This window comes from Nocardia sp. CA-084685 (assembly GCF_050955785.1).
In the GTDB taxonomy this organism is placed as follows: Bacteria; Actinomycetota; Actinomycetes; order Mycobacteriales; family Mycobacteriaceae; genus Nocardia.
Genome location: NZ_CP192094.1, coordinates 6,573,182 through 6,597,993 on the forward strand (window position 1 = coordinate 6,573,182; position 24,812 = coordinate 6,597,993).

General features: G+C 65.9%; 23 protein-coding genes. 14 read left to right on the forward strand and 9 right to left on the reverse strand.

The window, feature by feature from the left end; all coding sequences use genetic code 11:
* Positions 1-44: 44 nt before the first annotated feature.
* Positions 45-1,394, forward strand: a complete 1,350-nt coding sequence (locus ACQP2U_RS29310; protein WP_433710423.1) for a hypothetical protein — start codon at positions 45-47, stop codon at positions 1,392-1,394.
* Entirely contained in the window at positions 1,391-2,794 is a 1,404-nt protein-coding gene (locus ACQP2U_RS29315; protein WP_433710424.1) for an acyl-CoA reductase, read from the forward strand. The genes ACQP2U_RS29310 and ACQP2U_RS29315 overlap by 4 nt, the downstream gene beginning before the upstream one ends.
* 154 nt (positions 2,795-2,948) lie before the next feature.
* Here ACQP2U_RS29315 and ACQP2U_RS29320 read toward each other — a convergent pair whose 3' ends face one another.
* From ACQP2U_RS29320 to ACQP2U_RS29340, 5 genes are all read right to left on the reverse strand, one after another.
* Positions 2,949-3,365 (reverse strand): hypothetical protein, encoded by a 417-nt coding sequence (locus ACQP2U_RS29320; RefSeq protein WP_433710425.1) that lies wholly within the window; start codon positions 3,363-3,365, stop codon positions 2,949-2,951.
* Complete coding sequence (locus tag ACQP2U_RS29325) at positions 3,362-4,522, reverse strand: thiolase C-terminal domain-containing protein (protein WP_433710426.1); 1,161 nt, start codon at positions 4,520-4,522, stop codon at positions 3,362-3,364. Before ACQP2U_RS29325 ends, ACQP2U_RS29320 begins: the two co-directional genes overlap by 4 nt.
* Positions 4,519-5,691 (reverse strand): OB-fold domain-containing protein, encoded by a 1,173-nt coding sequence (locus ACQP2U_RS29330; RefSeq protein WP_433710427.1) that lies wholly within the window; start codon positions 5,689-5,691, stop codon positions 4,519-4,521. Before ACQP2U_RS29330 ends, ACQP2U_RS29325 begins: the two co-directional genes overlap by 4 nt.
* 16 nt (positions 5,692-5,707) lie before the next feature.
* Complete coding sequence (locus ACQP2U_RS29335) at positions 5,708-6,916, reverse strand: CaiB/BaiF CoA transferase family protein (RefSeq protein WP_433710428.1); 1,209 nt, start codon at positions 6,914-6,916, stop codon at positions 5,708-5,710.
* 147 nt (positions 6,917-7,063) lie between these two features.
* Positions 7,064-8,542 carry an aldehyde dehydrogenase family protein gene (locus tag ACQP2U_RS29340; protein ID WP_433710429.1) on the reverse strand — a complete coding sequence of 493 codons (1,479 nt, stop codon included), beginning with the start codon at positions 8,540-8,542 and terminating at the stop codon, positions 7,064-7,066.
* A 220-nt stretch (positions 8,543-8,762) separates the two neighbouring features.
* Here ACQP2U_RS29340 and ACQP2U_RS29345 point away from each other — a divergent pair, with 220 nt between their 5' ends.
* The 9 genes from ACQP2U_RS29345 to ACQP2U_RS29385 all read left to right on the forward strand — a co-directional run bounded on the left by ACQP2U_RS29345 (position 8,763) and on the right by ACQP2U_RS29385 (position 16,733).
* Positions 8,763-9,470: an SDR family NAD(P)-dependent oxidoreductase gene (locus ACQP2U_RS29345; protein WP_433710430.1), complete on the forward strand. Its 708-nt coding sequence runs from the start codon at positions 8,763-8,765 to the stop codon at positions 9,468-9,470.
* A gap of 61 nt (positions 9,471-9,531) precedes the next feature.
* Positions 9,532-10,392, forward strand: a complete 861-nt coding sequence (locus ACQP2U_RS29350) for a mycofactocin-coupled SDR family oxidoreductase (RefSeq protein ID WP_433710431.1) — start codon at positions 9,532-9,534, stop codon at positions 10,390-10,392.
* A 14-nt stretch (positions 10,393-10,406) separates the two neighbouring features.
* Complete coding sequence (locus tag ACQP2U_RS29355) at positions 10,407-10,601, forward strand: ferredoxin (protein ID WP_433710432.1); 195 nt, start codon at positions 10,407-10,409, stop codon at positions 10,599-10,601.
* Positions 10,602-10,612: 11 nt separating this feature from the next.
* Positions 10,613-11,968 (forward strand): cytochrome P450, encoded by a 1,356-nt coding sequence (locus ACQP2U_RS29360; protein WP_433710433.1) that lies wholly within the window; start codon positions 10,613-10,615, stop codon positions 11,966-11,968.
* A gap of 20 nt (positions 11,969-11,988) precedes the next feature.
* Entirely contained in the window at positions 11,989-13,647 is a 1,659-nt protein-coding gene (locus tag ACQP2U_RS29365; protein ID WP_433710434.1) for a thiolase C-terminal domain-containing protein, read from the forward strand.
* A complete protein-coding gene (locus tag ACQP2U_RS29370; RefSeq protein WP_433710435.1) occupies positions 13,644-14,618 on the forward strand; it encodes an alpha/beta hydrolase in 975 nt (324 codons plus the stop codon). The genes ACQP2U_RS29365 and ACQP2U_RS29370 overlap by 4 nt, the downstream gene beginning before the upstream one ends.
* The gene (locus ACQP2U_RS29375; protein WP_433710436.1) at positions 14,618-15,121 is read left to right on the forward strand and encodes a DoxX family protein; all 504 of its coding nucleotides are present in this window, start codon (positions 14,618-14,620) and stop codon (positions 15,119-15,121) included. The genes ACQP2U_RS29370 and ACQP2U_RS29375 overlap by 1 nt, the downstream gene beginning before the upstream one ends.
* Complete coding sequence (locus ACQP2U_RS29380; protein WP_433710437.1) at positions 15,121-15,939, forward strand: NAD(P)-dependent oxidoreductase; 819 nt, start codon at positions 15,121-15,123, stop codon at positions 15,937-15,939. The genes ACQP2U_RS29375 and ACQP2U_RS29380 overlap by 1 nt, the downstream gene beginning before the upstream one ends.
* Positions 15,939-16,733 (forward strand): NAD(P)-dependent oxidoreductase, encoded by a 795-nt coding sequence (locus ACQP2U_RS29385; RefSeq protein ID WP_433710438.1) that lies wholly within the window; start codon positions 15,939-15,941, stop codon positions 16,731-16,733. The genes ACQP2U_RS29380 and ACQP2U_RS29385 overlap by 1 nt, the downstream gene beginning before the upstream one ends.
* 239 nt (positions 16,734-16,972) lie before the next feature.
* Here the strand turns inward: ACQP2U_RS29385 and ACQP2U_RS29390 are convergent, their stop codons facing one another.
* Complete coding sequence (locus tag ACQP2U_RS29390) at positions 16,973-18,418, reverse strand: MFS transporter (protein ID WP_433710439.1); 1,446 nt, start codon at positions 18,416-18,418, stop codon at positions 16,973-16,975.
* Positions 18,419-18,535: 117 nt separating this feature from the next.
* Here ACQP2U_RS29390 and ACQP2U_RS29395 point away from each other — a divergent pair, with 117 nt between their 5' ends.
* Positions 18,536-19,039, forward strand: coding sequence for a MarR family winged helix-turn-helix transcriptional regulator (locus ACQP2U_RS29395; protein WP_433710440.1), 504 nt, complete (start codon positions 18,536-18,538; stop codon positions 19,037-19,039).
* Between the two features lie 66 nt (positions 19,040-19,105).
* Here the strand turns inward: ACQP2U_RS29395 and ACQP2U_RS29400 are convergent, their stop codons facing one another.
* The 3 genes from ACQP2U_RS29400 to ACQP2U_RS29410 all read right to left on the reverse strand — a co-directional run bounded on the left by ACQP2U_RS29400 (position 19,106) and on the right by ACQP2U_RS29410 (position 22,256).
* On the reverse strand, positions 19,106-20,650 hold the full coding sequence (locus ACQP2U_RS29400; RefSeq protein ID WP_433716612.1) for an acyl-CoA synthetase: 1,545 nt from the start codon (positions 20,648-20,650) through the stop codon (positions 19,106-19,108).
* Between the two features lie 125 nt (positions 20,651-20,775).
* Positions 20,776-20,964: a ferredoxin gene (locus tag ACQP2U_RS29405; protein WP_357466207.1), complete on the reverse strand. Its 189-nt coding sequence runs from the start codon at positions 20,962-20,964 to the stop codon at positions 20,776-20,778.
* The gene (locus tag ACQP2U_RS29410; protein ID WP_433710441.1) at positions 20,961-22,256 is read right to left on the reverse strand and encodes a cytochrome P450; all 1,296 of its coding nucleotides are present in this window, start codon (positions 22,254-22,256) and stop codon (positions 20,961-20,963) included. The genes ACQP2U_RS29405 and ACQP2U_RS29410 overlap by 4 nt, the downstream gene beginning before the upstream one ends.
* A gap of 199 nt (positions 22,257-22,455) precedes the next feature.
* On the opposite strand from ACQP2U_RS29410, the gene ACQP2U_RS29415 reads away from it, so the two are divergent.
* A complete protein-coding gene (locus tag ACQP2U_RS29415; RefSeq protein WP_433710442.1) occupies positions 22,456-23,586 on the forward strand; it encodes an acyl-CoA dehydrogenase family protein in 1,131 nt (376 codons plus the stop codon).
* The gene (locus ACQP2U_RS29420; protein ID WP_433710443.1) at positions 23,583-24,809 is read left to right on the forward strand and encodes an acyl-CoA dehydrogenase family protein; all 1,227 of its coding nucleotides are present in this window, start codon (positions 23,583-23,585) and stop codon (positions 24,807-24,809) included. The genes ACQP2U_RS29415 and ACQP2U_RS29420 overlap by 4 nt, the downstream gene beginning before the upstream one ends.
* The last annotated feature ends 3 nt before the right edge of the window (positions 24,810-24,812 follow it).

Below are 24,812 nucleotides of genomic sequence, written 5' to 3' on the forward strand. Positions count from 1 at the left end.
TTGCCATTTTTCCAGCGGGCAACGTCACCGGGAAGGACTCGCCCGTGAGCTCAGCCATCGAAACCCTGACACGGCTGGCCGATGCCACCGACCGCTTCGACCACTCCGCCGCCGACCTGCGCGAAACACAGGTGGCGGCACTCGACGAAAAATTCCGGCAGTACCATGATCGAATCAAGCTGCTGGGGCACCGCGCGCGGGAGGCCGGTATCACCGAGATCCGCGACCTCGCGGATATGGTCCCGCTACTGTTCCCGCACTCGGTCTACAAGAGCTATCCGGAAGGCTTTCTGATCGAGCAGAAGTGGGATCGGCTCGGCAAGTGGCTCGGCACCGTATCGCCCTATCCCATCAGCCACATCGAGACCTCGGACATCGCCGACATCGACGATTGGATCGCCCGGCTGCAGGCCGCGGGGCACTACGTCTCCTGTTCCAGTGGAACAACAGGCAAGTCCGCCATGCTGCTCGCCTCGGAGCGGGATATGGCATGGTCGCGCAAGGATACGGTCAATGTCTTCTCCTGGGGTTCGGGTGTGCGGCCCGCGCAGGACCGGCGGATGGTCGGCGTCGCCGCGACCGCGTCCGTCCCGAAGAACGCCGTCATCGCCGCGGCTCAGCAGGCGGCGTTCGGTGATCCGGCCAAAGAGCGTTTCCGCCTGCCCATTCCACCGATCACCGTCGGGTCGCTGACCACAATGGTGGTGCTGCGCAAGAAGATCGCCGACGGCACCGCCCGGCCAGAGGAACTCGCCGATTTCGACCGGACCTCTCGACAGCGGCAGGAGGCGCTCGACAAGGCGATGATCGCCGGGGCCGAGGCGCTCGTGCGTTATCGCACGGACAAGCTCTACATCTCGGGCATGTGGAATGCGCTCTACCAGGTGGCGGCGATCGTTCGGGATATGGGCTACTCCGCCCCGGACTTCCACCCCGACAACTGCCTCTACGTCGGCGGCGGGCTCAAGCGGGCCCAGTTGCCGCCGGACTACCAGCAATTCGTCCACCAGACCTTCAATATCCCGCCCGACCGAGACTTCCAGAACTATTCGATGCAAGAACTGAATTCCGGAATGCCCAAGTGCCGCAAGGGCGATCGGTATCACATACCCCCATGGATCGTGCCCTTCATCCTCGATGAAGACGGTGCGAACCCGTTGCCGCACGAATCCGGCGAAATCGAAGGCCGGGCCGCATTTTTCGACCTCTCGCTGGACGGACGCTGGGGTGGAATCATCACCGGCGACAAGATCGCACTCGACCTCGACCCCTGCGCCTGTCGCAACAAGGGGCCGTCGGTCCGCAATGACATCGTCCGCTACGCCGATATCAAAGGCGACGACAAAATCGGCTGCGCCGGAACCGTCGACGCGTATGTGCGGGGGCTTTCATGACCATCGCGGACACCGTCGCTGCCGCGCCGTTTTTCCTGCGCGGCGAAGTGCTCGAGGGCAACGACGTCACGCACCGATCGCGCGATCTGGGCGTCACCTTCGCGACACCGCGCATCCCCATGGACCGTGCGGTGCATCCACGCGGCGCGGTGCCGCCGCTGCTGAACGTTCCACTCGCGGAGATCATCGATTTCCTCGTCGAGACCGGTCGACGGCTGCGCGCACCCGAAAACCCGTTCGTGCGTGACTGTATCGACCGGATGTCGGCCACCCATGTGCTGCCGCGCACCGTGTTGCGGGCACAGGTCATGGGTGCGGCGGGTTATCTCGACAAGCGGCTGCTCGAAACCGTGGTCGAACAGAATTTTCCGGACCCGCGGGCGTTGGACGAGTGGATTCCCAAGCGCGACTTCACCGGCCGCCAGAGTTTCGTGCGGGCATTCGCACCCCGATTGATCCATGTGCTGCCCGGCAACTCCCCCGGCGTCGCGGTGAAATCCATAGCCCATGGCGCACTGGTCAAGGCGGTCAATCTGTTCAAGATGTCCTCGAGTGATCCGTTCACCACGGTGGCGATACTGCGGACCATGGCCGACATCGATCCCGACCACGCCATTGTGCGGTCGATGTCCGCGCTCTATTGGCGCGGCGGCGACAATACGGTCGAGCGGGTGCTGTATCGGCCGCAGTATTTCGACAAGATCGTCGCCTGGGGTGGCGGTGATGCGATCGATAATGTGATCAAATACCTCGGGCCGGGCTTCCAATTGGTGTCCTTCGACCCGAAGACCTCGATCTCAATGGTCGGCCGGGAGGCCTTCGCCTCGGACGAGGCGCTCGACCGCGCCGCCGAACTCGCCGCCGCCGATGTGATGGTCCTCAACCAGGAGGCTTGTGTCGCAAGCCGTTTCGTCTATGTCGAGGCCGATCAGGACGACGCCGACCGCTTCTGCGCACGCCTGCACGCCTACATCGTCGACAAGGCGGCCGGATCCGGCGATTCCCGACCGCTCGATATCGACCTGCGCGAGCAGATCGACACCCTGACAATGCTCGACGACGAGTTCCGGGTCTGGGGCCGTACCGACGGCACGGGACTGGTGATCCGTTCCGATGAACCGGTGGACTTCCACCCGATCAACAAGACCGCCAATGTGGTTCGCGTGGACAGCCTCGATGCGGCGATGGGATACGTCAATGTGGCAACGCAGACGGTCGGCTTCTTTCCATTCGACCGGATGGCCGACTACCGCGACCGGCTGGCCAGCGGCGGCGCACAGCGCATCGTCCGCCTCGGCGAAGCCGGACCGAGCACCATCGGCAATCCACACGACGCCATGTATCCACTGCACCGTTTCGTGCACTGGATGGCACATGAAGACGGAATCGCACCGGACTAGTGCCACGTCCCGATAGCTTCTGCCGCATCGAGCCCCGGTTGGGACGGTTCGGTCGAACGCAGTCGGATGGTGGTCGCCCAACTCCGCATCAACCGCCATCACTTCGCTGGGCGAGCAGCCGGAGTCGGTCGCGCAGCAAGATCTGGACGAGGGACTAGCTGGCCCGATCTTTCTTTGCGGCGAGGTCGCGGGCGACGTCGGGTAGCCGCACGGCCACCCGGACCTGGAAAGTCAGCGAGCGGGTCGCCAACACCATCGCCGCGCCCAGCGTCGCGGCCCGCCGCACCGCGACGGCATGTGCGCCGACCGGACCCCACCACCAACTCCAGCCGCAGCCGTGCACTGCGAGAATGCGGGCGGTGCTGGTGAAGTCCATGGCCTCGAGTCCGACGGCATCGACGAACAGCCCGCTCAGCGCAATGGATCCGAACAGCACCGGCGGCGATACCCCGTCACAGACCACGTGCACTGTTCCGGTGGGACCGACACACCGCGCGGCCCATTCCAATACGGCACGACGACTTTTCGTGCTGCCCGAAACCAGCGCGACGGCTTCCGACCCGGCCGTCAAGCGCCGGGCCCTTCCAGGATCGTCACCGCCGACACCGCCGTCGGCCCACCGAGGTTGTGCGCCAAACCGATCCGCGCACCGTCGACCTGATTGACCGCTGCGCCGCGCAGCTGCTCGAACAACTCGACGCATTGGGCGACGCCGGTCGCTCCCGGTGGATGTCCCTTGGCCTTCAGTCCGCCGCTCGGATTCACCGGCAGCGCGCCGCCGACCTCGGTGACCCCGCTCTCGATCAGTTTCGCTGCCCCGAATCGGTCGGCGAAGCCGAGATCTTCGTAACTGATCAGTTCGATACCGGTGAAGAAGTCGTGTACCTCGGCGACATCGACATCGGCGGGCGTCAGCCCCGCCATCGCGAAGGCCGCCTCGGCGGCGCGCACGGTGGCGGGGAACGTCGTCATATCCCGCTTGTGCTGGTGCATCACCGAATCCAGGCCGAGGCCGACGCCGCGGATCCACACCGGGCGATCGGTGTAGCGGCCGACCACATCGGCCGCGGCGAGCACCAGCGCCGCCGCACCATCGCTTTGTGGTGCGCAGTCGTAGCGTCCGAACGGTCCGGCGACGATCGGCGCCGCCAGCGCCTGTTCCAGACTGATCTCGAAGCGTAAGCGGGCCTTGGGATTACGCACACCGTGCCGGTGGTTCTTCACCGCGACCATGGCCAAATGTTCTCTGGTCGCCGGCGATTCGTGCAGATATCGGGCTACGTGCAGCGCGAATCCGACGGGCGCGATCAGGCCGAGGGGGTAATCCCAGGCCATATCGCGCGCCATCGGCTCCCATTCCCACAGCATGTCCTTGTGCGCCGTTTCGCGGAGTTTGTCCGCACCGACCACCAAGGCGACGTCGAACGCACCGGAGGCGATACCGAACAGGGCATTGCGCACCGCGTCATTACCTGTCGCACAGGAGTTTTCGACGCGGGTCACCGGCAAATCCGGCAGGCCGAGCGCATCAGCCACAATCCCGGCGGGGAAGCCGTCGGTATTCCCCATCGCACCGAACCAGGCCGCCTGCAGGTCTGAGGTGACCAAGCCCTTATCGATGCTAGCGGCACATTCGGCGAATGCCATCGGCACCAGATCCTTGACGCCGAGTGCGAAATGTTCGGCGAACGGCGTCATGCCCGCACCGACAATGGCGACTTCCCTCATAGTGCGACCTCCGGTTCGAATGCGTATCCGTAATCGGGTACCCCCGACCGCACGGCGACCCGGCGCAGCACCATGCGGCCGCGGTCCCCGATCACCACAGTGCCGGGATCGGTGCCGGTCACCTTCGCCAGCGCCCGCACCCCGACACCGTCGAGTTCGACGATCACCAGGGTGTACGGACTTTTCAGACCCGGCACCGGCAATGCGACGGTGGCCTCGGTGTACACCGTGCCGGTGCGCGGCAGCGGCACCAGGGTGTAGTCGGTACTCAGACCGCCGTCCGCGGCGACCCGATAGCGCGGCGGGAAGTCCAGATCGTCACTGCCGGAGTGCTTTCCGGCCTCCCAGCGCACCTTCGCCTCGAATGCGCGCTCATAGGCGGCCAGCGAGATCGGAATCTCGGAACCGGGCCACAGCTCACCTTCGGGCAGGTCTCTGGCCGTCGACTCCCGCCGGTGCAGCACCGCCGTACCAGCGGCCACCGTAATACCGGACAGACTGGCCTGCTCTACCCCAACCAGCAAACCCGTACTGCCCCATTCGGCCATGGCCGCCAAGGCGAACAGCCCCGCGCTGGCGCCCACCGTCGGCAGTGACGGCGGGCTGCCGAGGCACAGCGCGGCCGCCTGTTTATCGTCGACGCCGGCCACCGCCACCGGCGTGTCCAACCAGGCCGCCGCCAGCGATGCCATTAGGCCGCGCTTGTGCAGCAGTCGCGGATCACCGTAATCGTGCACGGCCCCAACGGTATTGCGGGTACGCACCGGTAGGCTGCGCGTCACCCGTGCGGCGGTGCGCACCTGCAGGCCGTGATCGGAGATCAATGCGGCGGCCGCGCCCGCGGGCTCGGTATCGACCCCGATGATCAGCGTGCGTGGCCGGGCGGAACTGAGCGAGTCGAGGGTGGCGGGCGCGCCGCCGAGCCGCTCGATCACCTCCAGTTCCGGATCCAAACCCAGCCCCGCCAGCAGGACCGCGGCATTACTGCTTTCCACCAGCGGCAGATCGCGACTGACCACGACCACCCGTTCCACCGGACCGGCATCGTGCAGCGCGGCACGACCGGCCTCCACGGCCAGGGTGATCGCGTCCTCGTCGTCACCGAGCACCCGGTGGCGCTGGCTGCCCCAGCACGGCAGGTAGGTCCCTATCGAAGCGATGAAGGTCATGGGTTACTCCAGCGAATTACGTGATCGCGCCCGCGGTTTTGAGCGCGATGATGCGGTCCCAGTCCAGGCCCAGTTCGAGCAGGACCTCATCGGTCTGGGCGGCGAATTCCGGACAGGGACGCAAGTCGGGCGCGGTGAGATCGAATTGCACCGGATTCGAAACCAGTTGCAGTTCACCGGCTTTGCGGACGTATTCGTTCGCCTGGACCTGCGGATCGTCGATGGCCTGTAGTGCGTCCTGCACCGGGGCCCACGGACCGGACAGGGTCGCGAAACGCTCGGTCCACTCGGCGAGCGTGCGGGTGGCGAATACCTCGCGCAGAATATCCACGGCCACAGCCGTATTGGTCGCGATAGCCGCGGCATCGGCGAACCGTGGATCGTCGGCCAGTTCCGGCCGGTCGATGTGACGACATACGTCGGTCCAGAACTTGCCGGGCTGCAACATGACCAGCGACAAGTACCGACCGTCCTTGGTCGCGTACAACCCCGACAGAGGATTCGACGGCGAACCGTGTGATCCGGTCGGAAACGCCCGCAGCGGCTCACCCATATACGCCGAGAGCGCGATGGTGTGCCCCATCGACCACAGCCCGCTGCTCAGCAGCGACACATCCACGATCGACGGCTCACCCGTGCGCTCCCGCTTCAGCAGCGCCGCGGCGATGCCACCGGCCAGATTGGTTCCCGAGATGGTGTCGCCGAACGCCGGCCCCGGCGGGGGAATGAGTCCGTCGATATTGGGCGGGGTGATGGTCGCGGCGACACTGCCACGGCACCAGTAGGCGGTCATGTCGTAGCCGCCCTTATCGGCCTCCGCGCCGCGCGGGCCGAGACCACTGCCGCGGGCGTAGATGATCGCCGGGTTCACCGCGCGAATGTCGTCGACGTCGATACCGAACTTGCTTCGGTGCTGCGGCAGAAAACTGGTCAGGAATACGTCCGCGGTCTTGGCAAGGTCGTGGATCACCGCCCGGCCTTCCGGCACCGACATATCGATCCCGATACTGCGCTTGCCCCGATTGGCATGTTCCACATTCGGATTGGGGTCGCCCTCGACCTTGAAGGTGGCGATCTGACGCAGGCCGCGCTGCGGGTCACCGGTGACCGCGTGCTCGACCTTGATCACATCCGCGCCCCAGTCGGAGAGCACAGCGCCCGCGGACGGCACGAACCCGTACATCGCGACCTCGAGGACGCGGATACCGTCGAGTGGCCCGCTCATGCCGCCACCTCGCTAGCGCTCGGCGCCGCCACGAGCGGTCGCCCGGCTGTGTTGATTGTTCGCTCGCTCCGCTCGCTCATGCCGCCACCTCGCTAGCGCTCGGCGCCGCCACGAGCGGTCGCCCGGCTGTGTTGATTGTTCGCTCGCTCATACCGCCACCGCCGCGAAGGTCTTGGTCTCCAGGAATTCGGTCAATCCGTCGACCCCCATCTCCCGGCCGATGCCGGACTGTTTGTATCCGCCGAAGGGCGCGTCGGCGGCGAAGTAGTTGCCGCCGTTGATGCTCATGGTGCCGGTGCGGATGCGCCGCGCCACTACCAGCGCCCGCTCCTCATCGGCGCTGAATACGCCGCCGGACAGGCCGTAGATGGAGTTGTTCGCGATTCGTACGGCATCGTCGTCGTCCTCGTAGGGGATCACCGCGAGCACGGGCCCGAAGACCTCCTCCTGGGCGATTTCGCTGTCCGGATCGACGCCAGCCAGCAGTGTCGGCTGATAGAAGAAGCCCGGGTCGACCTTCTCGCCACCGGTGACCAATTTCGCGCCCGCCGCCACCGCACGCTGCACCAGACCGTCGACCTTGTCCCGCTGGCGTTCACTGATCAATGGGCCCATATAGGTTTTCGGATCGCTCGGATCGCCGTAGCGGACGTGGGCGAAGTTCTGCGCGACCATCTCGACAATCGCGTCGTGGTCCTTGCTCGGCACCAGCAGCCGGGAGGTCAGCGCGCAGCCCTGGCCCGCGTGGCTGACAATGCTGAACGCCGCGAACTGCGCCGCCGTCCGGTAGTCGGCATCGTCGAGCAGGATCGCCGCCGACTTCCCGCCGAGCTCCAGGAACACCCGCTTCAGCGTTGCGCTCGCGGCGGCCATGATCTTGCGTCCCACCGGCGTCGAACCGGTGAAGGTGACCACGTCGACATCGGGATGCGTCGTCATCCGTTCGCCGACAGCGACATCCGAGGAGGTGAGCACATTGACCACACCGGCGGGAATATCGGTGTGGCGCGCGATGATCTCACCGAGCGCCAAAGTAGCCAGCGGCGTATCCGGTGCGCCCTTGAGCACCAGCGTGCATCCAGCGGCGAGCGCGGGCGCGAGTTTCGCCAAGGCGAGCTGGTGCGGATAGTTGTAGGCCGCGATGGCGGCCACCACGCCCGCGGCCTCCTTCTCGACCCAGCGCCGATGGCGCTGACCGCGGAATTCGATGTCGGCGAGCTCCTCGGTGAAGGAGAACTTCGGCAGCAGCTCGGCGTAGTAGCGGACGATCTCGAAGGGGATCTCGAGCTGATTACCGTGCGTGAGCTGCCTTGTCGCGCCGACCTCCGCGATCGTCAGCGCCCGCAGTTCTTCGACGTTATCGCGAAACGCCTGGTAGAGCTGTTCGAGGCAGTGCGCGCGGAATGTGGCGTCGGTGGCCCAAGTTGTGGTGTCGAAGGCCCGCCGGGCCGCGGCGATGGCCGCGTCCGTCTCGGTGAGCCCCGCCTCCGGCGCGTACCCGTACACCTCGCCCGTCGCCGGATTGAGCGAGGCGAGGGTGCGCCCGGTCTCGATCAACTGTCCGTCGACGAGCAGCCGCCGAGCCGGAACTTCCGGCGGGGCGGCCACTTGTTCTTGCACTGACATCCGGTCTCCTCGGCTGCACAACGGAAACTTCATTCTCTCTATTGGAGAATCATACGTTCAATGTTTGCGCGACTGTAGCAACATTCCGAAATGGGCAACACCCCGACGCGCGCGGATGACATCGACGTTCAGATGCCGATTCCCGGCATCACCCGGGAAGTCTTGCGCACACGACGAGCGCGAGAGTACGGTTCTCAGCATTCGGAAGGGAGATTCTTGCGTGAAAACCGCTGTGGTCACCGGAGGCGCCTCGGGCATCGGCCTCGGCATCGTCGAGCGCCTGCGCGCTGACGGCCTGAACGTCGCCACCCTCGACCTCACCCCGGCCGCCGAGGACGATTTCGCCTATCAGGCCGATGTGACGAAACCGGACGAGATCGCCGCGGCCCTGACCGATGTGCGCACCAAACTGGGTCCGATCACCGTGCTGGTCAATGCCGCCGGAATCGAGAAGTACCGCCGCTTCCACAACCTCACCTTCCAGGAGTGGCAGCACATCATCGATGTCAACCTGCACGGCGTATTCCACACCGTCCAGGCCGTACTGCCGGATATGACGGCCGCGAACTGGGGTCGCATCGTCAATATCTCTTCCTCGAGCACCCACTCCGGTCAGCCGTTCATGGCGGCGTACGTGGCGGCCAAGTCCGGACTCAACGGCCTCACCAAATCCCTTGCGCTGGAACTGGGGCCATACGGGATCACGGTCAACGCGGTCCCGCCGGGCTTCATCGATACCCCCATGCTGCGCCGCTCCGAGGAGAAACAGCTGCTCGGCGGAACCATCGAGGACCACATCCAACGCACTCCGGTGCGCCGGGTCGGGCGACCCGCCGATATCGCCGCCGCGTGCTCGTTCCTGATTTCCGAGGATGCGGGCTACATCACCGGGCAGATCCTCGGCGTCAACGGAGGCCGCAATACCTGAACCCGTCCGTGCCGGGCACAGGCCGTGCCGCGCAGAAGTAGTAGGACCGAAAGGAAAACCCGTGGGACGTGTGCAGGGCAAAGTCGCCTTCGTCACCGGAGCCGCGCGAGGCCAGGGCCGCAGCCACGCGGTAAAACTTGCCGAAGAGGGTGCCGACATCATCGCGGTCGATATCTGCCGTGATATCGAGAGCATCCAATACTCGCTATCACGCCCGGAGGATCTGGAGGAGACGACCCGTCTCGTCGAGAAGACCGGACGGCGCATCATCGCCGAACAGGCCGACGTGCGCGACCGACCGCAACTCGCCGCGGTTCTCGAGCGCGGTATCGCCGAATTCGGCCATCTCGACATCGTCGTCGCCCAGGCGGGCATCGCCGGCATGAAGGGCGAGCCGCGGTGGCAGGCCTGGACCGATGTCATCGATACCAACCTGCTCGGTGTCATCAACGCCGTACAGGCGGCGCTGCCGCATCTGGGCGCGGGCGCATCGATCATCGCCACCGGTTCGACCGCGGCGCTGATGGACTTTTCGAAGGTAGATCAGCCGGGCAAGGATCCGGGCGGTGTCGCCTATATGGTCGCCAAACGCCTTCTGTCGCAATATATCCACGAGATCGCCACCCATTTGGCGCCGAGCAGTATTCGGGCCAATGTCGTACACCCGACCAATTGCGACACGCCCATGCTGCACAGCGAGCCGATGTACCGGTCGTTCCGCCCGGATCTCGAACACCCGACCCGCGCCGACGCCGAACCCGCCTTCTTCGTACAGCAGGCCATGCCGGTCCCCTACGTCGAGCCGGAGGAGATCAGCAACGCGGTGTTGTTCCTTGCCTCCGACGAGTCCCGTTTCATCACCGGCACCCAGCTGCGCGTCGATGCCGGCGGCTATCTGAAGTGGTACGACTACCGCGTCTGAAGGGAAGAAATACCGTGAAGGTTCGAGTCGATGTCGAGCGCTGTCAGGGGCACACGCTGTGCGCGATGATCGCCCCGAAGGTGTTCGAGCTCAGTGAAATCGACGGACATTCGTCACCGGTCAGCGAAGACGTTCCCGCCGATCAGCAGGACAACGTGCGCGAGGCCGTCCGGTCCTGCCCCGAGCGGGCGATCTCCAGCACCGAATAGAGGAACCGCCGATGACCGATATCGCATCCGATGCCGAGCGCAGACGGCCGGAATTTCATTTCGATCGACACACTCCGCAATATCGCGAACAGTTCGTCGACATCACCCAGCAGATGCACAGCAAGTGCCCGGTGGCCTGGACCGAAACCTACGGCGGCCATTGGGTGGCCGCGGGCAACCGCGAAGTGTTCGAACTGGCCCGCTGCCCGCACATCTCCAATGACAACGACCCCACCGGGGAACGCCGTGGCTACAAGGGGATTTCCATTCCGACCCCGGAACGCGGCCAGGGCATTCGCGCCGGCATCCTGGAAATGGACCCGCCCGAACAGCGGGAACTGCGCTCGGCGCTGAATCCGTATCTGTCCCCCGCCGCGGTGCAGCGTTGGATTCCGTTCGTCGACGAAATCGTGCGCGCCAGCATCGACGAGCACATCGAAAGCGGCGCCATCGATTTCGTCGACGAGTTGGCCAATATCGTGCCCGCCGTGCTGACCCTCGCGATGCTGGGCATCCCGCTGGACAAGTGGACCATCTACAACGAACCGGCGCACGCCTCGGTGTACACCCCACCCGATTCACCGGACACTGCGCGCATCGCCGAAATGCACCGCGCCATGGGCCTGGATCTGCTGACGAATTACTTAGAGGTCAAACAGAATCCACGCCCTGGCATGCTGAACGCGGTCGCCGAGTCCACCCTGAACGGCGAGCCGATCTCCGATATGGACGCGCTCGGCATGCTCAGCCTCATTATCGGCGGCGGCTTCGACACCACCACCGCACTCACCGCGCACGCGCTGGAATGGCTGTCGGAGAATCCGGATCAGCGCGAATTGCTCAGTCGGGAACGCGATCTCATCCTGGATTCGGCGACCGAGGAGTTCCTGCGCTACTTCACCCCAGCACCGGGTGACGGTCGCACCTTCGCCCAGGATTGCGAGGTCGCGGGCACGCGGTTCGCCGAAGGTGAGCGGCTGTGGCTGTCCTGGGCGATGGCCAACCGGGATCCCGAGGTGTTCGACAACCCCAATGAGATCGATATGGAGCGGCGGGGCAATCGGCACTACAGTTTCGGCCTCGGCGTGCACCGCTGCATCGGCTCCAATATGGCGCGCATGGTGTTCAAGAGAATGCTGCTCGCGGTGCTGGACCGGATGCCGGACTATCGTTGCGATCCCGCGGACGCCGTACATTACGACACCATCGGCGTCATCCAGGGCATGCGGCATCTGCCGGCCAGCTTCACTCCCGGACCGCGGCTCGGCGCTGGACTGGACGAAACCCTGGCGAAACTGCAGCGCGTCTGCGATGAACAGCGGCTGGCCGAACCGGTCACCGTGCGCAAGGGCGACGCCCAGATCTGACGACACAGCGAGGAGGCGATATGGGCGAAGCATCGGGACGTCCGCTGCCATTGCTCACCCTCGAAAACGAGTTCTTCTGGACCTCGGGGAGCGATGGCACGCTGCGCATACAGGAATGTGAATCCTGTGCGGCACTGATCCATCCACCGCAGCCGGTGTGCCGGTACTGCCGTGGACACCAGATGGGAGTGCGTGAAGTCTCCGGCTTCGCCACACTCGCGGGCTTCACCGTCAACCACCGTTTCGGGGTGCCGGGACTGCCCGCGCCCTATGTAGTGGCGCAGGTCGCGATCGAGGAGGATCCGCGAGTTCGGCTCACCACCAATGTGATCGATTGCGATCCGGACGACCTGGTCCTCGGCATGCGATTGGAAGTGGTCTTCCACGAGGACGACGATGTCTGGCTGCCGCTGTTCCGGCCCGTCGAAACGCAACCGGAACCGGCCCCGCTGCCCGTGGACGATATCGCGCCACAAGAGTTCTGGCGGCATGTGCGGCCCATGGTGCGGCCGGAGAAGTTCGAGGACCGGGTCGCACTCACCGGCATCGGTAGGTCACCGATCGGGCGGCGGCTGCAGGTCCCACCGCTGCGGCTGACGATCCAGGCCTGCGAAAGCGCGATCGCCGACGCCGGGCTGACGATGGACGATATCGACGGCCTGTCGACCTATCCCGGCGGCGGCAATATGGGTGGATTCAGCGAGGGCGGTGTCACCGCTCTGGAGTCCGCCCTGGGCATCCGGCCGACCTGGTACAACGGCGGGATCGAAACCTTCGGCCCCGGTGGGGCGGTCATCGCGGCCATGCTCGCGGTCGCGGGCGGGCTGGCCCGGCATGTGCTGTGTTTCCGCACCCTGTGGGAAGCCACCTTCAACGACTTGCTGCGCACGGGCAAGATCAAGCCCTCCGGTGGGCGCACACCCGGCTGGATGGCCCCCTTCGGCGCCACCTCGGCGGCGCATACCCTGGCGCAGAATGCCCAACGGCATTTCCACCGCTATGGCACCACTCGCGAAACCCTCGGCTGGATCGCACTGAATCAGCGCGCCAATGCCGAACTCGAGCCGACCGCGATCTACCGAGATCCGTTGACCATGCGGGACTATCTCGAGGCGCGCACGATCACCACCCCGTTCGGCCTCTACGACTGCGATGTGCCCTGTGACGGCGCGATCGCCGTCATCGTCTCCAGTGTGGAGGCGGCGCGCGATCTGGCCGAACCACCGGTTCTGGTGGAGGCGGTCGGCACTCAGATCATCGAGCGGATCGAATGGGATCAGAGCACCCTCACCCACGAACCACAGGTGCTCGGTCCGGCCGCGCACCTGTGGACCCGAACCACGTTGCGCCCCACCGACGTCGACATCGCCGAACTGTACGACGGCTTCACCTTCAACTGTCTGTCCTGGCTGGAGGCACTCGGCTTCTGCGGTATCGGCGAGGCCAAGGACTTCCTCGACGGCGGTAAGAACATCGCCCGCGACGGTCTGCTGCCGCTGAATACCCATGGTGGCCAGCTCTCACACGGCCGCACCCACGGCATGGGCCTGCTGTACGAGGCGATTGCGCAGTTGCGCGGTGAAGCCGGTGCGCGGCAGGTTGCTGATGCCCGCGTTGGTGTGGTGTCCAGCGGCGGGCTCACGCCCGGTGGGGTAATGCTGCTGCGGAGCGATTCATGACGATTACCGAATCCGATTTCTCACTGCTGACCGGAGACGAACCGATTCCGGTGGTGACCGAGGTCGACGGCATCCCGATGTCGGGCTTGTTGGCCGAGGCGCAGGCGCCACGGGCGGTGCTGCTCGCCCTGCACGGCGGGGCCACCACCTCGGCGTATTTCGACTGCCCTGATCATCCGCGACTGTCACTGCTGCGGTTGGCCGCCGCGGCCGGATACACCGTGTTGGCCCTGGACCGGCCGGGATACGGCAGCTCGCATACACATGCGGACGAACTCGCCGACCCACAGCGCCGTGTCGATCTGATGTACGCGGCGGCCGAGCAGCATATCGGGTCGCGGCCCCGCGGCGCGGGCACCTTCTTGCTCGCCCATTCCGCGGGTAGTGAACTGGCGCTGCGGATGGCGGCCGACGAGCGCGGACGCGGATTGCTCGGCCTCGAATTGGCCGGGACCGGGCTGGAACATCAGCAGGAGGCCTACGACATCCTGTGGGGACCGGATCCGCACGGGAAACGGCGCTTGCGTCGCGACGGCGTACCGGGCGGCGTCACCGAACTGCTGTGGTATCCGGCCCGGCTGTACCCGCCCGAGTTGGTCGGCGGTGCGCGGATCGGGTCGTATGGTCCACGCTACGAAGGGAATTCGGTCGAGGACTGGCCGACGGTCACCTTTCCCACACTTGCCGCCGAGGTGCGGATTCCGGTGCGGTTCACCGTCGGTGACCACGAACGGGTGTGGCGCAACGATCCGGAGGCACTCGCCGCGGTCGCCGCCCGGTTCACCGCCGCGCCGCGGGTTGTGCTCAATATCCAGCCCAACAGCGGCCACAACCTCAGCATGGGACATACGGCCGCCGCCTACCACTTCGGCGTGCTGGCCTTCGTCGAAGAAACCGCCGTCGCCCGCGGGCTCGGCGAATTCTCCGGCCCGGCAATACAATTCAATGGCACCACACAGGAGGCGAACTGATGGACGTCGTCGACGTGGCCGTGGCACTCGTGCGACTCGTCGTGGGCGGCACCATGATCGCCCACGGAGTCAATCACTGGGTGGGCGGCGGCAAGATCGCGGGCACCGCGCGCTGGTTCAGCGGCCTCGGACTGCGCGGGGGCACCCTGCAGGCGTGGCTCAGCGTCGTCACTGAAATCGGTGCGGGCGTGTTGTTGATCGTCGGGCTGCTCACCCCGCTGGCGTGTGCGGCGGTTATCTCGGTAATGACGGTCGCTGGCTTGCTCGCACACCGCACCAACGGATTCTTCGTCTTCGAAGAGGGTTACGAGTATGTGCTCGTGCTCGCGGTTGTTTCGCTGGCGCTGGCGCTGCTCGGCCCTGGGTGGCTGTCCGTCGATCACGCCGCCGATATCGAGATAACGGGCTGGGCCGGTGGCGGCATCGCCCTCGGTGTCGGCTTGGTCGCCACCGCGGGTCTGCTCGCCGTGTTCTGGCGGCCCGAAGCGAAAGGCGACGTGTGATGCGGGTCGGATTCATCGGACTCGGCAGCCAAGGCGGGCCGATGGCGCGCCGGATCGTCGAATCCGGATACGAGACAACATTGTGGGCTCGGCGTCCTGCTTCGCTAGAGCCGTTCGCCGATACGGCGGCGAAGGTCGCCGCATCACCCGCGGAACTCGCCGCCGCGAGCGATCTCGTCTGCCTCTGTGTGGTCGGCGACGCCGATGTCCGCGAGGTCGTCACCGGTACCGATGGCGTGCTGGCGGGTCTGTCCGCGGGCGCGATCCTCGCCGTGCACAGTACGGTGCATCCGGACACCTGCCGCGATCTCGCCGATATCACGGTGGCCCAGGGGGTTTCGATCATCGACGCACCGGTCAGCGGTGGCGGCGCGGCGGCCGCCGACGGCCGATTGCTGGTGATGGTCGGCGGCTCGACCGATATCGTCGAACGGGCTCGCCCGGTATTCGAAACCTACGCCGAACCCGTAGTCCATCTGGGCCCGCTCGGCGCGGGACAGACTGCCAAACTACTCAACAACCTGCTGTTCACCGCGAATCTCGCCACGGCGGCAAGCACTCTCGCACTGGGGAGGGCAGTCGGTCTCGATCCGATCCGCCTCGGCGAAGTGATCTCGCACGGCACCGCCGACAGCTTCGCCCTCGGTCGTATCGTCTCGGCGGGCGGCACTCTGGACCGGCTCGCCGCACATGCCGGGCCGCTACTGCGCAAAGATGTCGGGCTGATCGCGAATCTGGCCGCCGTCGCGGGCGCCGAACCCGGCATCGTGCTCGACGCCGCCGACGCGACCCTCGCGATGATCGACCACCCACGCTGATGCGCGTCGGATTCATCGGCGCCGGGCGGATGGGGCGTCCCATGGTGGAGCGGCTGGTTCGCGCCGGACATGAGGTGCGCGCGCTCGGCCGGTCGCTCGAAGCGCGCCAGGCCCTTACCGAGATCGGCGCGCACGCGGTGTCCGCCCACGCGGCCGTCGGGACCAATGCCGATCTGGTCATCGTGTGCGTTTTCACCGATGAACAGGTTCGGGCGGTATGTCTCGGCACACCGCTGCTGGCCGCCATGCCATCCGGGTCGACTCTCGTCCTGCACACCACCGGCAGTCCGCACACGACCGCGGCCATTGCCGCCGAAGCCGTTGCCTCACATGGCATCCAGCTGCTCGATGCCCCAGTCAGCGGCGGACCACCCGATATCGCGTCCGGACGGCTCACCCTATTCGTCGGTGGCCCAGCGGAGACCGTGGACCGGATCCGGCCTGTGCTGGCTGCTTACGGGGACCCGATTCTGCATGTCGGTCCGCTCGGTGCAGGACAATGCGTCAAGTTGGTCAACAATGCCGTATTCGCCGCACAGCTCGGAATACTCACCGCGGCGGTGGATCTCGGAAAACAGCTCGGCGTCGCGGAGACCACCCTGTTGGCCGCGCTGCCGCACGGAAGTGCGGCGAGTCGCGCGCTGGCCGGTGTCGCGGGTCGGGGTTCGGTAGCCGAATTCAGCGCATCGGTAGGCGAATTCGTCGGTAAGGATGTCGCCGCGGTCCGGTCGATCGCCGCCGAGCTCGGCACCGATCTCGGCCTGCTCGACACTGCCATCGGCCAGCGGCACTGACACCACATCCGCCGCGCGCCCCGAGCCTGTCGAGCGCATGCGTGCCGCCCCCGCAACGCGGCTCCGGGTTCATCGCAAAGCCAGATAATGGGATCGACACGCGCGAGCCGCCGCAGCGGTGGCCGACAACCGCATCATTCGGCACTTCGGTGCGACCACATATGCGGCGGCGCCCCAACCTGCTGCCGGTGCAGGTTCGAGGGCGCCGTTCGCACGCGCCACGCTGCGCGATTGTGCTATCAGACCCGTGCTGGGACTTCCGCTTCGGCCGGGTCGGCCGGCTCGACGGCCAGCGCACGACGAACCGGAATCGCCATGGCGACCAAGGCCGCCAAAACTGATACGCCACAGCCGATCATGAACGCGACCCGGAAGCCGTTCTCGGTGGGGATACTGTGACCGCCGACGGTGACGGTCAGCTGGGCGAGCACCGCGCCGACCACGGCCGCGGAGACCGAAGTGCCGATCGAGCGCATCAGAGTGTTGAACCCATTGGCGGCAGCGGTTTCCGACTGCGGCACCGCACCCATGATCAGGGCGGGCATGGCGCCGTAGGCGAAACCGACACCCGAGCTGCAGACGATGTTCACGATCAGCAGACCCCAGGTGCTGCCCATCAGAACCTGGGCGGAGCCGTAGCCGATGGCCATGACGACGGCACCGACGACAAGGGTGAACTTCGGACCGCGCAATGCCGAGAGCTTCGCGCCGACCGGGGAGATGAGCATCATCATGATTCCGGCGGGTGCCATCCACAGACCCATCGCCATCATCGACTGACCGAGACCGTAGCCGAGTGAGCTGGGCAGCTGCATCAACTGCGGGACACTCAACTGCAACGCGTACATGCCGACGCCGATGGCGACCGTCGCGAGATTGGTGACCAGCACCTGCGGGCGCGCGGTGACCCGCAGGTCGACCAGCGGCTCGACGCTACGCAGCTCCCACCAACCCCACACCAGCAGCAGCGCTGAGGCCGCGACGAACAGACCGAGAATGCTGCCGCTCGTCCAACCCCACGTCGCCCCCTTGGACACCGCGAGCAACAGCGACACCAGACCGCCGCCGAGCAGCACCGCACCGAGGCCATCGAAGCGACCCGACGGTCCTTCGGCAATACCCTCCGGAACGACCACGGTGATCAGCGCGGTGGCAATCGCGACCAACGCCGCCGCGGCCCAGAACAGCACCCGCCAGTTGCTGTACTCGGTGACCGCGGCCGCCAACGGCAGACCGAGCGCACCACCGATACCGAGCGAGGAGCTGATCAGCGCGATGGCCGAGCCGAGTCGCTCGGGCGGCAGCACGTCCCGCAGCAGCGCGACGGCCAGCGGGATGGTGCCGAAGCCGAGGCCCTGCAGGCCGCGGCCGATGATCATCGGCACCAATGAACCCGCCATGGCACAGACCACCGAGCCGACGATGAGCGGCACCGTCGAGGCGATCACCATCCGGCGCTTACCGAACATATCGCCCAGGCGACCGGCGACCGGGGTGGCGACCGCACCCACCAGCAGCGTGACCGTGACCACCCAGGATGTATTGGCCGCCGAGGAATTCAGAATCTGCGGCAACTCGCCGAGCAATGGCACCACGAGCGTCTGCATCAGCGACGCGACGATGCCGGTATAGGCCAGCACCGCCAGGATGGCGCCCGGCCGAACGGCGGAATCAGGCTTGTCCACGCAAATCTCCCTCGGACTCACAACTTTTAGCGTGTATCGTACACTATATGTGTATCATGCATTCAACGTGAACAATACACGCATTGTGTGTGATGCACATCTCCGAGGAAGGAAGGCATGGACAAGCGCATACAACTGATCGAGTTCGAGACCTTGCTACTCGGCCACTACCGGCTGAGCCCGCAGCACCGGCGCACCGACGACCAGCTCGAGCGCAGCTCGTATCTACTGTTGAGCCGACTGCGAATCCAGGGCCCGATGTCGCTACGCCAGCTCAGTGACGCACTGGGACTGGATGTTTCAACGCTCCATCGGCAGACGGCGACACTGCTGCGCACCGGACTTGTCGAACGCATCCCCGACCCCGACGGCGGTATCGCGCGCAAGTTCCGCGTCACCACAGCCGGCGGTGAGCGCCTCGACCAGGAGCGCGCTGCCATCATCGACGTACTGGCAGCGGTAACCCAGGATTGGACCGCCGAGGACCGCGCCGAATTCGCCCACTACCTAGCCCGCTTCAACAGCGACATCGAGCGCCTACACGGCCGGACCTGGCGCGCCCCAACTCGAGCCCCCAGCGATCAAGATCAGGTGGAAACCATGGCGGCATCGGCCGAGTAGGACCCCCACCAGCTCCACTTGATCTTGATCGCCGCGCGGCGAGTAGATGCGCGCCGGGTAGGTCGGTCAGTTGATCAACGTGTTGTGGCCTTGCCAGTATTGGGCGCGTAGGTGGCGTTTGTAGAGTTTGCCGCTGGGGTCACGTGGCAATTCGGTGACGAAGTCGACCGTGCGCGGGCATTTGTAGGCGGCTAGTTCCGCGCGGCAGTAGGCGATCAGCTCAGCCGCGAGTTCGGCACCGGCTGTGGGCGGATCGACTACTTGGACAACGGCTTTCACGGCCTCGCCCATTTCCTCGTCCGGTACGCCGAGCACGGCGACATCAGCGACCGCGGGGTGCGCGGCGAGGACGTTCTCGGCCTCTTGCGGGTAGATATTGACGCCGCCGGAGATGATCATGTGCGCTTGTCGATCGGTCAGATACAGGTAGCCGTCGGCATCGCGATAGCCCAAATCACCGAGGGTGCGCCACCCCTTCGGATGGGTCACCGACGCGGTTTTCGCTGCGTCGTGGTGGTATTCGAACGGCCGTCCCCCACCGAAATACACCACCCCGACTCGGCCGACCGGCAACTCCTCGCCATCCGTGCCGACAATGTGACACTCCTGCGCCGGTCTGCCCACCGAACCCGGATGTGCCTGCCACTCCTCGGCACTGATGTAGGTGTTGCCGACATCCTCGGTTCCCGAGTAGTACTCGCCGATGATCGGTCCCCACCACTGCAACATCTGCCGCTTCACCGGCACCGGGCACGGCGCCGCCGAATGCACCACATCCACCAGACTGGAGAAGTCATAGCGTTCGCGTTCAGCCTTCGGCAGTCGCAGCAGGCGCACGAACATGGTCGGCACCATCTGCGTGTGGGTGACCCGATAACGCTCGATCAGCTCCAGACATTGCCGAGGGTCGAAGCGTTCCATCACGATCACGGTCGCGCCGATTCGCTGCCACGACATCGAGAACACCAGCGGCGCACCGTGATACAGCGGTGCGGGCGACAGATACACCGCATCATCGCTGGCACCGCTCACCAGCAGGCCTCGCGCGATCTGCACCGGCGCCGAATCGGGATCGCCGAGCGGAGCGGCGGGCAGCGGTTTGCGAACACCCTTGGGCTGCCCGGTCGTTCCCGAGGAGTACAGCATCTCCCGGCCCTCGCATTCGTCGGAGCCGAGCGGCTGCGGCGATGTCGCCGTCAGCACATCCTGGTACTGCTCGAAACCGACCAGCTGCCCCACCGCCACGATCCGGACCGGGATGGCGGACAGGTCGAGCTCGGCCACCACCTCGGCCATGGACTCGCTGGTCACCAGCGCGGTGGCGCCGCAATCGTCCAGGATGTACTGCACCTCACCGGCTTTCAGATGCCGGTTGATCGCGGTGTAGTACAAACCGCAGCGCTGCGCCGCCCATGCGATCTCGAGAAATGGGCGATTGTTCTCCATGAGAATCGCGATGTGGTCGCCGACCGCCAGCCCGCGCGCACGCAGGGCCCTGGCGAACCGGATGGACCGCTGCTCCAGCTGCGCATAGGTCACCACCGCACCGCTGGAAGCCATCACGATCGCCGGGCGATCCGGTGCCCGACCGGCGTGCCAACCGGGCGTCATCGGTGCCGCAGTGCTCCGCACACCGATGTCGGACGCCACGGGATCACCCGGCTCGGCAATATGATTCTCGGCCATGGAATAACGCTCTTCTTCGAGATGCCGGTCAGCTGACCGCGTCGCGCCGATCAACTCGCGGTGATGGCATGCTCCGGGCAGGCCGACACCGCCACCAGGACGGCACCGGCGAAGTCGGCCGGAACGTCGGGAGTCTGCACCTCGGCGTAGCCGTCATCGTTGAGGGTGAACACCTCCGGGCACAACGACAAGCACACACCGTGTCCGCGGCAGCGGTCGGAATCGACCGAGACCTTCATCGGGTACCACCCTCCGCGATATCGAATTCCAGATGCAGCGCGGTCAGCCCGCGCAGAACAAAGGTCGGCACGTACACGTACTCGCGCGCGTCGGCGGCGCCGTGCACCGCTTCGTCGATGCGGATATCGGTCGTGCGGTCCAGCAGCCGCTCGATGGCCACCCGGCCCTCGGCCCTGGCCAGCGGCGCGCCCGGGCAGGTGTGGATGCCACGGCCGAAGGCGATGTGGGTCCGGGCATTCGAGCGTTCGGGATCGAAGGTGGAAGGGTCGTCGAAGCGGCGCGGATCGCGGTTGGCGCCGCTGTTCACGACCATGAGGGTGCTACCGGCGGGCACGTCGACCCCGCCGACGCTCACCGGCACCCGTGACAAGCGGAAGTCACCCTTGACCGGGCTCTCCATGCGCAGTACCTCCTCGAGGAAATTCGGTATGCGCGAACGGTCCTCGCGCAGCCACCGCTGCAGTTCGGGCTTTTCGGCGAGTAGTTTCAGCGCGGCGCTGAGCAGTCGAACGGTCGTCTCCTGACCGGCCGAGAACAGGTTCGCGGCCACCCGAACGACATCGAGCACCGTGGGTTCCGAGCCATCCGGGAACATCGTGGCCGCCATGCTGCCGAGCACATCACCGCGCGGTTCGCGGCGACGGTCCTCGATGTAGTCGGCGAACTTGCCGTAGAGGAATTCGATCGGGTTGTGGTGCATGGATTCGCCCTTGGTGCTACCGAGAGTCGAGCCCTCCCGGTGCGGGTCGCGCTGCAATGCCTGTAGGAAGTCCTCCTGGTCGGCTTCGGGCACACCGAGCAGATCGGCGATGACGTACAGCGTGAACGGACCGGCGAAGTCGCGGATGAAGTCGCCGCGACCGGGTGCGAGGTAGCTGTCGAGCATCCGGTCCGCGAGCGCCCACATCGCGTCCTCGTTCTCCTTGAGGCGCTTGGGGGTGATCAGCCGCATCAGCAGTCCGCGGTGCTGAGTGTGGACCGGCGGGTCCAGGGTAGGCAGCTGGTCGCTGAACGGCAGTTTGTCGCGGTGCTCGGCGATCAGCGCATCGATATCGCCCTCCAGCGGCACCGGGAAACCGGGGAACGGGCCGGTCACCGAGGTGCAGGAGGAGAAGTGCTCGGTGTCGTTGAGCACCTCGAGCGCCTCGTCGTAGCCGGTCACCATGTACACACCGTGGTGGTTCTCGCGCGCCACCGGGCACCGCGCGCGCATGGCGTCGAAGTACGGATACGGATCCGCTATGAGCTCCCGCCCGAGAAAGAAATCCATCTCCTCGAAGTCGTTCACCACTGATGGCTCCCTTCGCCACCGCGCGCTCCCGCGACCTACCGATCCGGCACGCGAGAATGCTACTCTCAATAACTGTTGAATCCGATTCTCACATCGGTACGGGAGACCGTCAAATAGGAGACGGCGACGCGCGGTTTCCGACCAGCGCATCTCAGCCCGGTGAGCAGGTACTCAGCGGTGATTCGGAGGACCGAAATTCATGAGTGTCGAACCGACCGGCGATCAGCGGTTGTTCCAGACGACGACCCGCGAGTTCCTCGACCGCACCGTCCCGATCGAAACGATCCGCGAACTGGCTTATACCACAACGGGTTTCGACGACCAGTGGTGGCGCCGGGGTGCGGCATTGGGTTGGACGGTGATGCTGGTGCCCGAAAGTCTCGGCGGCGGCTCGGTTTCCGGCCAGCCGATGACCGAACTCGCGCTGGTGGCCGCGGAGTTCGGTCGCACTTGCGCCCCCGGCCCATTGATCCCCACCAGCGCCGTACTCGCCGGACTGGCGGCCGCGGGCGATCGGTTCGCCGAGGTGATCGCCGAGATCGTCAGTGGCGGCACCATCGCCGCTTGGGCACTCTACGAGCCCGGCCACGGTTTGGACCTCAGTGCACCTGGCACCCGCGCCGAGCCCGACGGCACCGGCTACCGGCTCACCGGACTGAAGGACCGCGTCGAAGCCGGTGACCGCGCCGACCTGTTCCTCGTCACCGCACACGGCCCGGACGGGCCCATCCAGCTTCTGGTGCGCGCCGATACCCCCGGCGTCACGGTCACCCCGACATGGACGCTCGACATCGTGCGTCGTACCGCCCGGGTCGAGTTCGCGAAGGTCTTCATCGATGCCGAGGCCGTGGTCCACAAGGGCGAAACCGCCAGTACGGCAACGAAATCGCAACTACACGTCGCCGCCGCACTGGCCGCGGCGGAATCGGTCGGGGCCACCCGGCGCGCCTTCGACACGACCATGACCTGGATGTTCGACCGCTACACCTTCGGCCGCCCACTGGCCTCCTATCAGGCACTCAAACATCGCATGGCCGATAACAAGACCTGGTTGGAGGCCTGCCACGCGACCGCCCGCGCGGCAGCGGTTGCCATCGACGAAAACCCCACCACGGCAGCCGAATTAGTCAGCGTCGCCAAAGCGTATATCGGTACGAAAGCGCCGGTGATCGTCCAGGACTGCGTGCAGATCCACGGCGGCATCGGCGTCACCTGGGAACACGACCTGCATCTGTTCCTACGCCGCGTCACCTATGGTCGAGCCCTGTACGGCACCCCGCAGGAACATCACCGCCGCATCACCGACCTACTCGTCCGGGGCGCCGCATGAGCACCGATCTAGAACCAGTCGACAGCTTCCGCGACCGCGCCCGCCGCTGGCTGAAGGAGAACCTCCCGCCCGCAACAGAGACCTACGCCGGCGCGGACCACGACGGGGTGTGGAATCGCGCGCGCGAACTGCAGCGCATCCTCTTCGACGGCGGCTTCGCCGGTATCTGTTTCCCGAAAGCGTATGGCGGCCAAGGACTCACCCCCGCCCACCAGCAGGCTTTCACCGAGGCGTCGCTCGGCTACGAAATGCCGCTGGTGCTGAATGTGCCGACGCTCGCGATCTGCGCGGCTACCCTGCTCGAGTTGGGCACCGCGGAGCAGAAGCGCGCACATCTGCCAGCGGTGCTGCGCGGCGAAGAAATTCTGGCCCAGTTCCTGTCCGAACCGCGCGGCGGCTCGGATCTGGCGGGGCTGACCACCCGCGCCGATCGCGACGGTGCGGAGTGGATTCTCAACGGCTCCAAGATCTGGAGTTCGGGCGCCTATGCCGCCGACTACGGGCTGTGCCTGGCCCGCACCGACTGGGATGTGCCGAAACACAACGGGCTAACGTTATTCCTGGTCCCGGTCGCCACGCCGGGGGTCACCATTCAGCGGATCAAACAGGTCACCGGATCGACCGAGTTCTGCCAGGAGTTCTTCGATGATGTCCAGCTACCCGCCGAGGCTGTGATCGGCGAGGTCGGCGGCGGCTGGGCGGCGGCGTCGCGGCTGCTGAATCACGAAAGGGCCGCCATGGGTGGCACCTCGCCGTACACCAGCGGCCAGCGCCCGCATCTCGGCGCGGAAGCAACCACACTTGTCGACCTGGCGCGCGCGATAGGTCAACTAGATGATCCGCGGGTGCGTGAGGATATCGGGGCGGCCAGGGCCATGATCGTGGTCCGCAATCAGCTCATCGCCCATGTATCCCATGCCATCGGCACCGGTGCGCTGCCGCCTGCGGCCGGATCCATCGTCCGCCTGTTCAGTGCCGAAAATGCCCTGCTGCAAACCGATTCCGCCGTGACGATCGCGGGCGCGGCGGCGGTGACCGGCGATCCGGATGGTCCTGGCATCGGCCAAGTCGGCATCGACTATCTGTTCCGCAATGCCTGGAGCCTCGCGGGCGGCAGCACCGAAATGGCCCGCAATATCATCAGCGAACGTGTACTCGGTATGCCGCGCGAATCCGCCGCCGACCGTGACGTGCCGTTCAACAAGGTCGAACGGGGTCGATGAGTG